This is a genomic window from Frankia sp. AiPs1 (assembly GCF_023716945.1).
GTDB lineage: Bacteria > Actinomycetota > Actinomycetes > Frankiales > Frankiaceae > Frankia.
Genome location: NZ_JAMQQF010000298.1, coordinates 1 through 7,124 on the forward strand (window position 1 = coordinate 1; position 7,124 = coordinate 7,124).

3 protein-coding genes and 1 pseudogene are annotated in these 7,124 nt (G+C 72.2%); 2 read left to right on the forward strand and 2 right to left on the reverse strand.

What is annotated here, in order from left to right:
* Positions 1-234 precede the first annotated feature (234 nt).
* Together modA and ND748_RS21135 are read right to left on the reverse strand one after the other, a co-directional pair.
* Positions 235-1,050 (reverse strand): molybdate ABC transporter substrate-binding protein, encoded by an 816-nt coding sequence (modA, locus tag ND748_RS21130; RefSeq protein ID WP_251747725.1) that lies wholly within the window; start codon positions 1,048-1,050, stop codon positions 235-237.
* A 747-nt stretch (positions 1,051-1,797) separates the two neighbouring features.
* Positions 1,798-2,316: a flavin reductase family protein gene (locus tag ND748_RS21135; RefSeq protein ID WP_251747726.1), complete on the reverse strand. Its 519-nt coding sequence runs from the start codon at positions 2,314-2,316 to the stop codon at positions 1,798-1,800.
* Between the two features lie 1,282 nt (positions 2,317-3,598).
* On the opposite strand from ND748_RS21135, the gene ND748_RS21140 reads away from it, so the two are divergent.
* Together ND748_RS21140 and ND748_RS34710 are read left to right on the forward strand one after the other, a co-directional pair.
* Positions 3,599-4,816: an ABC transporter substrate-binding protein gene (locus ND748_RS21140; protein ID WP_308205683.1), complete on the forward strand. Its 1,218-nt coding sequence runs from the start codon at positions 3,599-3,601 to the stop codon at positions 4,814-4,816.
* Between the two features lie 124 nt (positions 4,817-4,940).
* Positions 4,941-7,124, forward strand: a pseudogene (locus ND748_RS34710) (ABC transporter); the annotation flags it as partial.

Sequence of the window (7,124 nt, forward strand, 5' to 3'; positions counted from 1 at the left end):
CCCCGCGCCCGGCCCGTTCGCCGACGCCTTCCTCGTCGCCACCCGCCGCTGACCGCCGCCCGCCCGCCGCCTGCCTGCCGCCTGCCGCTGACCGGCCACTCGTAGCCGACCCGCCGCCGACCGCGGCCAGCGCCCGGACATGGCGACGGCCACGGTTGCCCGGGATGTTTCTCCCGGGCAACCGTGGCCGAGATGCCGCCCGCTACCGAGGATCGGCGTGGGCCTGGCCGCGGATCAGGGGGCCTGGAAACCGGCTGCCGTGAGCACCGCCTCGCCCTTGGCGGAGGTGACGTAGTCCTCCCACGCCGTGGCGCCGGCAGCGTTCTTGCCGGCCTTCAGGGTGGCGATCGGGTAGTCGTTGATCGCCTTCGCCGACTCGGGGAACTCGATGCCCGTCACCTTGTCGCCCGCGGCCTTCGCGTCCGTGCGGTAGACCAGCGCCGCGTCGACCTCGCCGAGGGTGACCTTCGACAGGGCGGACTTGACGTCCTGCTCGAGGGTGACGGGGGTCAGCTGCGTCCCGGCCGCGGCCAGCGCCTTCTTCGCCGCCGCGCCACAGGGCACCTGCTCGGCGCACAGCGCGACCTTCACGCCCGGCTTCACCAGGTCGGGCAGGTCCGTGATGCCCTTCGGGTTGGCCTTCGGCACGGCGATGACGAGCTGGTTACGGACGAAGACCTTCGGCGCCGAGGCGTTCTCCCCGGCGTCGGTCACGGTCTTCATGGTGGCCGGGCTCGCCGCGGCGAACACGTCCGCGGGCGCGCCGGAGGTGATCTGCTGGGCCAGCGCGGAACTACCCGCGAAGGAGAACTTCACGGTCGACCCCGGATTGGCGGCCTCGAACTGCTTACCGAGCGTCGTGAACGTCCCGGTCAGCGACGCCGCGGCGAACACCGTGACCGTGCCCGTCACACCGCTGGCGGCACTGCTGGTGGCCGGCGCCGGCGTCGCGGCGGTGTCCCCGTCGCTCCCGCTGCTGCCACACCCGGCGGCGAGCAGACCGGCGCTGGCCACGACCGCCAGCGCCGTCTTCACCCTGCGAAATCTCACGTATCCCCGTTCCTACGCACCACGGCCGGTCGCCGACGCCATTGCGCACGGTCGACCGCCCCCTAAGAACATCCACTGTCGGCTGTGCGGTCGGCCGCCTCGATGTCACTCATCGTTACCGAACCGACCCATGGCGACGCCGTCGTCGCCGCGGGCGCCGAGCCGTGCGGAGTCCTCCGACGGCGACGGCACCCGCTCGCACCTGCGGACGCCGCTGGTAGGCGATGCCGCAGATGCGAAACTGGATGCATGATAGTGCCGCTTGTACGTTGCGACCAGGTGGGGGTGCCTCAAATCCATCCGCAACTGCGGTCCGGCTCCGGCTGGATCCGGCCCGCGCCGACGCCGCCCCCCCGGCGGCCCTGGCGACCCGGCGGTGAGCTGAGCCCGTCACAGCGGGGGCGTGTCTCGGTTGCGCCCGCCGGCAGCCAGGGGGTCGCGGCAGTGGCGGGCGTGACCGGGATCACGATCGGGATGACCTTACGCACGGGGAGTCACCCAAGCGAGCAAAGCGGTCACGCTGCGGCGGACTGCGGGCTCGTCGGGCCGAGCGCTCGCATGCCAGACGTTGCTCGCGCTGGCCTTGCTCGCGCTGGCCTTGCTCGCGCTGGCGTTGCTCGTCGTGCTGGTCGGTGGTCAGCCGGGGCCCGACATGCGCACGGCCCGCCCCTGGTGGGGGGCGGGCCGTGGACGCTGCCGCGGGGCCGGTGACCGAGCCACGGGCGCGGACCCGGGCGCGGCCGGGGATCAGGGCAGGACGTGGAAGGAGCGGTCGTGGTAGATCAGCGGCGCCGCCGCGGGGTCGGTGGCGGCTTCCAGGACCTGACCGACGATGAGGAAGTGGTCGCCGGCCTCGATCGGCGGGCGGGTGGCGCAGCGCAGCCAGGCCCGGCCGCCGTCGAGCAGCGGCTCCCCGGTGGGCAGCGCGGTCCAGCGGGTCGGTTCGGCGAACCGGTCGATGCCGCTGCGGGCGAAGCGGCGGGCGACTTCCTCCTGCTCCGAGGAGAGCAGGTTGACGACGAACGTCTCGGCGGTGCGCAGGTGCGGCCAGGCCGACGCGCTCGACGAGATCGCGAAGACGACCATCGGGGGCTCGGCGGACAGCGATGCCAGCGACGTCGCGGTGAAGCCGACCGGTCCCACGCCGGCGTCCGTCGTGATGACGGCGACGCCCGCCGGGTGACCCCGGAAGACGGTCCGGAACAGGTCGCCGTCGACGGCGCGCGCCCTGGGGGCTCCCTGGGTCTGGCGAAGCGAGGCGGTCATACGGATGCTCCCGAGGTTCGAGGGACGGACGTGGTTCTCGAGCGGCGTTCGTGGCTGTGAGCGGCGTTCGCGGTTCTTGAGCGCGTTCGTGGTTCTTGAGCGGCGGTCGTGGTTCTGAGCGACGAACGGTGCTCGGCCGGCGCCTTGGATCACGCCGGCCACGCCGCCGGCCGGGCCCGGCCTGGCCGCCGGCGCGGGCCGGGGAGCTGGGAAAGCGGAGCGGACACGTGCTGGTCAGGGCCTCCGCCGCGGCGACGGGACGCGCCGTTCGGTACGGCGCCGGTGGCCGAGGTGCTCACGACGGCGGCACCGGTACGACCGGGCCGGGTTTTCCCGGCGGATCGACGCGTGTGCTCGCGGGGTGAGGTGACCGGGGGTGAGGTGACTCAGCGGCAGGGGCGACAGAGATCGCTGTTGCTGTGCCCGAAGTCGACGTGACGCCGGCGCCGCAGACGTGGCTGGTCGTCGCGACCCTCCACGGAGGCGCACGCGGACGCGCCGGCCGTAGGCCACGGTGTGAGCTGCACGCTTCCACACTAAATCCGTGCCAATGGCAGGTCAACGGACCGATCAGGGCATCCGCCGTCCGGTGTGGCGGCCAACGTGCCCACCGCTGGATACGCCGGAGTGAATGCGGGCACGAGCATGATTTCGGTCACTGCCTCGGCGAGTCCGCCCAGGGTGCGGTCCTGTAGATCTTCGTCTGCTCGGCGGGCGAGGTGCTCGCCGAGTGGTCGGGCCGGGTCGCGCCGGCTTGTGTCGGCGCGGGCCACGTGGCAGCCGGCGTTGTTCCTCTCGAGATATTCCGTATACAAATCAGCTATGTTTCCTAGGCTCAGTGCTATCGCGGAGCCGCGGCCGAGCGGGCCGCGCGAGTAGGCCGCGCGGCAGCTCGCGAGCGCGTCGCCCTGAATGCGTCGTCGGCCGTCCTGAGCGCCGGAAGCGGAAGCGGAGAGCACCCCCCGGTTGGTTCCGTCGAAGCTCGGCCCTGGTAGGTTTCCGGCAACGAAGAACCTGCCCGTCAGCGCACGATGCCGGGGGGTCAGGACCGGTCCGAACCGGTCCTGACCGTCGTGTCGCCGAGGCGGTTGTCCACTCTGCTCTGGTAGCGCTTGCTGTGCTGTCGGGCGATGGATCGTCAGTACGCGGATGATTTGCCGTACGCAATCCCGGACCGTCGACATCCCGGACGTGTCGACGAGCCCGGAAATGGCGTCGGCGCACAGCGGTCTGGTTGCGGGCGCGGGTGGATCTCGACCTGGTTGAAAGGTGGTTCCTGCAGGTGCGGCGAACACGGCTTGCTGTGGTGGTGACCGCCACGGTCACACTGCTCGTGGCCTGTAGTTCCGGCGACTCCACCGGCGCGCGCAGCGCGGCCGGTTCCTGCGCCCCTGGCGTGACGAGCGACTCGGTCAAGGTCGGCCTGCTCTATCCGGACACCGGCGTGATGGCCGCCCAGTTCACCGGCTTCCGGGCCGGCGTGAACGCCCGGTTCGGGGCGCAGAACGCCGCCGGCGGCGTCGGCGGGAGAAAGATCCTCTACGGCTGGCAGGACGACCAGTCCGACCCCCGCGGCAACCTACAGGGTGCGCGCGAGCTGGTCGCGCAGAACGCCTTCGCCGTCGTCCAGTACTCCGCGGCCTCCCAGCAGTCCATCGAGTACCTCGACTCCGCAGGCGTGCCCGTCGTCGGGGTGGCCGACCAGCCCGGCTGGGGCCAACACCCGAACACCTTCAGCGTCACCTTCGCCAACCAGACCGGCCAGAGCACCACGACGCTCGGTGACTTCGTCCGCCAGCAGGGCGGCACCAAGGCGGCGCTGGCCATCAGCTTTCTCAGCGAGACGGCCCGGCTCTACGCCGACGGCGTCAGCGCCAGCCTGCGCCACGCCGGCATCGGCGTCGTCACCCAGGACGTCGACACCACCAACACCGCGGACGTCGCCCAGAAGATCATCGCGTCGGGTGCCGACACCATCATCGCCGCGGCCCCGCTCGACCTCTACACCGGCGTCCTGGCCGCCGCGGTCAGCGCCGGGCACCCGTTCAAGGTCGCCGTCTCCGTCGTCAGCTACGACCCGCGCCTGCTCGCCCCCTACGGCCACCAGCTCGCCGGCAGCTACGCCCAGCTCTCCTTCGCGGCCCTCGAACGCGACCGGCCGGTCCAGCGCCGGTTCCTGCGGGCGATGGCCGCCTACTCCCCGGAGGTCTCCCCGCCGGGCCAGCAAAGCGCCATCGACGGCTGGCTGAGCGCGGACCTGTTCATCCGCGGCCTGCAGACCCAGCAGGGCTGCCCCACCCGCGCCTCCTACATTAAGGGTCTGCGTGCGGTGAACGGCTACGACGCCGACGGGATGATGGTCAATAAGATCAATTTTGCGACCGACCAGGGTAAGCTCGACCTCTGCTACGACTTCGTCCGGGTGGCAGCCAGCGGGGATCGTTTCGACGTCATCAGCCCGCAACCTTTCTGCGGTGAACGCATCGGGGCCGCCCAATGACAATGCCGGGGCGCGACGCGCGTATTGTGGGCAGGTTCCGGGAAAATTTCGCGCGTTGACGAAGCCCTCCGACCTGTTCCCTATGAGGTCTCGAATTCGTTAGCATCCGGCCAGGGGTGGTGCTGTGGACAGCTTTCTCGGGTACGCCGTCATCAGTCTTGGCGCGGGTGCGCTCTATGTCTTCGTGGCGGCTGGTGTCCTGCTGATCCATCGAGGTTCGGGCGTGTTGAACCTCGGGCAGGGCGCGCTGGTCATGTTCGCGGCCTACCTGTTCCACGAAGCTGGTGACGGGTGGGGTCTGCCGACCGCGCTCGCCGCCGTCGTCGTCGTCGTGCTCACCGGGGCGGTCGCGCTGTTGTTCCACGCGGCCGTGCTGCGTCCGATGCGCCATGCCGCGCCGCTCAACCGGGTCGTCGCCACGCTGGGCCTGCTCATTGTCCTGCAGGCCGCGGTGGTGCTGGCCTTCGGCGGGCAGAGCCGCTCGGTGCCGTCGTTTCTGCCGCAGTCCGTCGTCGAGGTGTTCGGCAAGCCCGTCGGGGTGCATGTCTTCGTCCGCCTCGGCGTCGTCGTCGCCGTGGTTGCGGCCCTGTGGGCGTTCTTCCGGTACACCACGGCCGGGGCGGTCACCACCGCGGTCGCCGAGGGGCCGGCCGCCGCGGCGACACTCGGCTGGTCGGCCGACGCGGTCGCCGGGGCCTGCTGGTTCGGCGGCGGGGTGCTCGCCGGCCTCGCCGGTGTCCTGCTCGCCCCGCTGCAGAACCCGCTGTCGTCGACGAGCCTGGTCCTGCTGGTCGTCCCCGCGCTGGCGGTGGCGCTCGCCGCCGGGTTCCGCTCGTTCCCGCTCGCCCTCGTCGGCGGGCTGCTGCTGGCGCTGGTCGAACTTCAGCTCCAGGTGCACCTGACCGGCCCGCACGACTGGGCGCAGGGTCTCGACAGCGCCCTGCCGGTCGTCGTCATCATCGCGCTGCTCGTCGCGGGCGGCAGCGGCATCCCCGACCGCGCCCACCAGGCCGAGGACCGCCCGCCGCTCGGCTCCGGGGCGATCAACCTGCCGGTACTGGTCGGCGGGTTCGCCCTGCTGGTGGCGCTGGTCTGGCTGGTGCTGCCCGACCCGTGGGTCAACGCGGTCGCCGTGCAGTCCGGGTACGCGCTGATCCTGCTGTCGTTGGTGGTCCTCGTCGGCTACGCCGGCCAGCTCTCGCTGGCCCAGAGCGCGCTGGCCGGGATCGCCGCGCTGATCGCGGGGCGCCTCGTCGCCGCCGAGGGCTGGCCGTTCGCCGCCGCCCTGGTGATCGGCGTGCTGGCCACCACCGCCGTCGGCGTGCTGTTCGCCCTGCCGGCGCTGCGCACCCGCGGCCTGCAGCTCGCCGTGGTCACCCTGGGGCTCGGTGTCACCGTCAGCGCGATCCTGTTCCAGCGCGGCTACTCCTCGCCCCCCGCCGACGGCCAGAGCTCGTCGATCTTCGGGGACGTGCTCGACCAGCAGGGCACCGTCGTCGCCACCGCCGACGCCCCGCTGCACTTCCTCGGCATCCCCGTCGACCGCACCGACGATCCGCGCGCCTACGCCACCCTGGCGCTGATTTTCCTGCTGCTCGCGGGGCTCGCGGTGTCCGCGGTCCGTCGCGGCCGGGCCGGGCGGCGGCTCATCGCGGTGCGCACCAACGAGCGGGCGGCGGCCTCGCTGGGCATCAGCGTGTTCGCGGCGAAGATCTACGCCTTCGCGTTGTCCGCGGCCATCGCCGGGCTCGGTGGGGTGCTGCTCGCCTTCGCCGACCGCAACATCAGCTACGACGACGGGGACTTCCTGCCGTTCACCGGCATCCTCGTCGTCGCCTACGCCGTCGTCGGCGGCGTCGGCTACATCAGCGGCGCCGGGATCGGCGCCCTGCTCGCCCCCGCCACCCTCGGTCAGCAGCTCGCCGGCTGGCTGTCCGACCGCTTCGGCGGCTCCACCGTGCTGCCGCGCGCCGTGGGCGCCGTGCTCGCCGGCCTGGTCGGGTACGGACTCGGCGGACTGGCCCGCGGCCAGGTCGAACGCTCCCGGCAGGGGAGCGCGGCCCGGCAGGGGAGTTCGGCCCGGTGGACGCGCTGGCTGCCGGTGGGCGCCCTGGTCATCCTCGCGGTGCTGGGCGTGCTGTTCGGCGACCGGCTCACCGACTGGCTGCGCGAGATCGACCGTTACCTGCCGCTGATCGGCGGAATCGTCCTGCTGCTGGTGCTGATCCGCTCCGGAGGCACGGGGCTCGCCGGCGGCCTGGCCGGCCGGGCCCGTCTGCCGCTGCCCGCCGCCGGCACCGCCCGGCTG

Excerpts from the sequence above, each read along its gene's own strand:
- ND748_RS21135 (WP_251747726.1), bottom strand. The coding sequence starts at position 2,316 with ATGACCGCCTCGCTTCGCCAGACCCAGGGAGCCCCCAGGGCGCGCGCC.